The organism is Bradyrhizobium sp., assembly GCF_019242285.1.
In the GTDB taxonomy this organism is placed as follows: domain Bacteria; phylum Pseudomonadota; class Alphaproteobacteria; order Rhizobiales; family Xanthobacteraceae; genus Bradyrhizobium.
Genome location: NZ_JAFAVV010000028.1, coordinates 1 through 3,729, shown reverse-complemented (window position 1 = coordinate 3,729; position 3,729 = coordinate 1). Strand labels below are relative to the sequence as shown.

Below are 3,729 nucleotides of genomic sequence, written 5' to 3'. Positions count from 1 at the left end.
GCGACGGCGTGCGCGTGGCGCTCGACCCACGGCTGCGCCGGCGGGACGCATGACCATGCTGGAGATCACCGACCTGACGCTGAGCACCCACGCAGGCGGGCGGCGCATCGACCTCCTGCGCAAGGTCTCCGTCTCACTTGCACGCGGCAAGGTGCTGGGGCTGGTCGGCGAGTCCGGCGCCGGCAAGAGCATGATCGGCCGCGTCGTCGCCGGGCAGATTCCACAAGGTTTTGAAATCACGCAAGGGCGCGTGATCTTCGAGGATGCAAACCTGCTCGCGCTCGACCGCGGCAAATGGCGCGCGCTGCTGGGTCGGCGCATCGCCTTCATCCCGCAGGAGCCGCTGACCGCTCTGAACCCGGTGCTGACCATCGCCCGGACTTTTGACGAGCACCTGGCGCATCTCGGCATCGCGCCCAAGCGGCGACGCGCGCTGATGCGCGAGCAGCTCGACGCCGTTCATCTGCCGAAACCCGACGAGATGCTGGCGCGCTATCCGCACGAGCTGTCCGGCGGGCAGTGCCAGCGCGTGCTGATCGCGATGGCCTTCGTCGCCAACCCCGCGTTGATCATCGCCGACGAGCCGACCACGGCGCTCGACGTCGTCAGCCAGGTCAACGTGCTGCGGCTGCTCGCCGAGCAGCGCCGCGCGCACGACACCGCGATGCTGCTGATCACCCACGATCTCCGCCTTGCGGCCCATGTCTGCGACGACATCGCCGTGCTCTATGCGGGCGAAGCGGCCGAATGCGGCCCGGCGCGCGAGGTGCTGCGCCGCTCGCGCCATCCCTACACGCTCGCGCTCGACCGGGCGACGCCGGACGTGCACGGCCCGCGCCGCCCACTGGCGGGGCTGCGCGGCCAGATGCCCGGCCTCAGCGCGCTCGCGACGATTCCCGGCTGCCGCTTCGCCAATCGCTGCGAGCGGCGCATCGCCGCCTGCGAGATCGAACCGCCGGCGATGACCGAGCGCGCGTCCGGCCACGCCGTACGTTGCCTCCGGCCGCTTGATGCCTCGGTGCAGGAGACCATCGCCGACGATCCGGGAGAGGTGCCGGCGGCCGGCTGGCACGTTCCCGGCGATGCCGGTTTGACAAAACCGCTGGTCGAGCTGCGCGACGTCACCCTGCGCTACACCGCGCGGCGCGGCCTGTTCGGACAGCGCAAGGTCCACACCACGGCGGTCGACGGCCTTTCGCTCACCATCCGTCCCGGCGAGTTCATCGGCGTCGTCGGCGAGAGCGGCAGCGGCAAGAGCTCGGTGGCGCGGTTGATCGTCGGCGCCCAGGAGCTCACGGGCGGCACGCTCCTGATCGAAGGGCAGGACCGCGCATCGGCGAGCCCGAAAGTGCTGCGACTCAACCGCGAGCACGTCCAGATGATCTTCCAGGATCCGCATTCCGCGCTCAATCCGCGCCGCTCGGTCTATCGCCTGCTGACCCAGGCCTATGAGGCCGACCGGCTCGCAGCGAGGCTCGACGCGCAGCCCCGCACCGAGCGTGCGCGCGACCTTGTCGGCGACGTCGGCCTGCCGGCGGACACGCTGGTGCGTTTTCCCAGCCAGCTCTCCGGCGGCCAGAAGCAGCGCGTCAACATCGGCCGCGCGCTCTGCGTGATGCCGCGGCTGATCGTCGCCGACGAGATCGTCTCCGGCCTCGACGTGTCGGTGCAGGCGCAGATTCTCAACCTCCTGACCGAGCTCGGCAGGCGTCATGGCATCGCGCTGGTGCTGATCTCGCACGACCTCTCGGTGGTGCGCCATCTCTGCTCCCGAATCCTCGTCATGCGGCGCGGCAAGGTGGTCGAGCAGGGCAGGACCGAAACCGTGTTCGCCGACCCGCAACACGCCTATACCAGGCTGCTGCTGGCGTCGGTGCCGCCGGCCGATCCGTCCATCCCATGGCCGCCGGCCGCCGCCCCCGTTTGAGAGGAGACCGGACGGAATGACGAGACACCGCATCTGGGCGCAGGGCGCCACCGACCAGGTCGGCCACCGCGCCTATCTTTCGCACCTCTTGCCGCACATGAAGGCCTGCACCGATCCGGACTTCGAGCTGGAGTTCAAGACCATGACGCCGTCGGTGACGACGGTGCATGCATTATCGGAATTCCGCTTTTCCCGCGCGGTGATACGCGGCGCCATTCAAGCTGAGAAGGAAGGTTATGACGCCTTCTTCATGAACCACTTCCAGGACGTCGGCCTCTACGACGCGCGCGCCTCGGTGAGCATTCCGGTGCTCGGCCTCGGCGAAGCCACCCTGCTCCATGCCTGCACCATGGGCCGCAAGCTCGGGCTGCTCGCGATCAACCCGGCCTTCATCCCTGTTCATGCCGAGCAGGTGCAGCGTTATGGCTTGCAGCAGCGGGTCGCCGGCATCCGGGCCATCAATGCGGGCATTGCCGACTACATGGAAGCCTTCGAGCAGCCTGGGAAGAAGGCCGAGCTGTTCGCGGTCTTCGCGCGCGAGGCGCGCCATCTGATCGATCTCGGCGCCGACGTGATCGTGCCGACCGGCGGCATCCCGATGATGCTGTTCGGCAACGAGCCGGACGTCAACATCGACGGCGCCCCGGTCGTCAACGGCGTCACCGTGGTGATCAAGGCCGCCGAGATGGCCGTGAAGCTGAAGCAGCTCGGGATGGCGGTCGCGAGCCGCCATCCCCAGTCCGGCTTCGCGCTGCCGTCGCCCCAGGCGCTGGAAGAGTTCTTGCAGCACGGGTAGCCTCACCGCGTCATGATATTTGTAGGGTGGGCCAAGCGCAGCGTGCCCACCATCTAGCGTCGTGCTCGCTGGAAGATGGTGGGCACGCTACGCTTAGCCACCCTACTGGTCCACGGTCGCTATGCCGTCACATCCCGCTGACACGAATCAGATCAACTGAATGCGCGATGACAACTCCTCAGCAGCGCCCGTTCCTCGCCTCCTATTGCATGATCCGGGCCAACGGCACGATTCTGGTTCAGCGCCGTTTCAACACCGGCTATCTCGACGGCCAGTGGGCGCTGCCTTCCGGACATGTCAGGGACGGCGAGGACGCGCTTGCCGCCGCCTCGCGCGAATTATGCGAGGAGACCAGTCTCGTCGTGCAGCCCGACGACTGGCGCTTCGTCTGCGCCATGCACCGTCGCACCGACCGAACGATCGTCGACCTGTTCTTCACAACCGACAGATTCTCCGGCACGCCCCGCATCTGCGAGCCGGACAAATGCGACGGGCTGGCCTTTTTTCCCATGAATGCGTTGCCCCAACCCTTGGCAGGCTACATCGGCGTCGCAATCGATTGTCTCAATGGCCTCAGCCCGCGTCATGGCGCCTATCACAGCGAGGGCTGGGCCTGAAAAGATCGCCGACGAACCTGACGCGCACGAGATAAGCGTCGCGGCCGGCTCGCTGTTCTCAATGCGGATGGGCGGTCGCGAACGGATCGTTCGGGGGCGGCGACAGCACCGGCTTCCAGTCCGTCAGCTTCTGAAACAGATAGGTGTCGTACACGGTCCCGCGCCAGGTCAGGTCGGTTTCGCCGGCGGGTCGCAACATCGCGCTGGTCTTCGACAGGATCGCCGCCTCCGGATCATCCTTGGGCGCGACATAGAGCCCGACCGGCCCATCGAGCGCCGGCTCGGCAAATCCGATGAAGCGACGGCGCTCGTCGACCTGGACGACCGGCACGCCGGCCTGCCTCAGGTGCCATCTCAATTGGGAATAGATCCGGTAGTCTGTCTTTTTT

3 protein-coding genes and 1 pseudogene are annotated in these 3,729 nt (G+C 67.3%); 3 read left to right on the top strand and 1 reads right to left on the bottom strand.

The annotated features are described in order from the left end of the window. From JOY90_RS01395 to JOY90_RS01385, 3 genes are all read left to right on the top strand, one after another. On the top strand, positions 1–1,927 hold a 1,927-nt coding region (locus JOY90_RS01395; protein ID WP_291689386.1), incomplete at its 5' end, for an ABC transporter ATP-binding protein. 16 nt (positions 1,928–1,943) lie between these two features. Further along, complete coding sequence (locus JOY90_RS01390; protein WP_291689385.1) at positions 1,944–2,723, top strand: aspartate/glutamate racemase family protein; 780 nt, start codon at positions 1,944–1,946, stop codon at positions 2,721–2,723. 167 nt (positions 2,724–2,890) lie between these two features. Continuing rightward, positions 2,891–3,340 (top strand): NUDIX domain-containing protein, encoded by a 450-nt coding sequence (locus JOY90_RS01385; RefSeq protein ID WP_291689384.1) that lies wholly within the window; start codon positions 2,891–2,893, stop codon positions 3,338–3,340. A gap of 58 nt (positions 3,341–3,398) precedes the next feature. On the opposite strand, the pseudogene JOY90_RS01380 reads toward JOY90_RS01385, so the two are convergent. Then, a pseudogene (locus JOY90_RS01380) lies at positions 3,399–3,729 on the bottom strand (glycosyltransferase); the annotation flags it as partial.

Excerpts from the sequence above, each read along its gene's own strand:
- JOY90_RS01390 (WP_291689385.1), top strand. The coding sequence starts at position 1,944 with ATGACGAGACACCGCATCTGGGCGCAGGGCGCCACCGACCAGGTCGGC.
- JOY90_RS01385 (WP_291689384.1), top strand. The coding sequence starts at position 2,891 with ATGACAACTCCTCAGCAGCGCCCGTTCCTCGCCTCCTATTGCATGATC.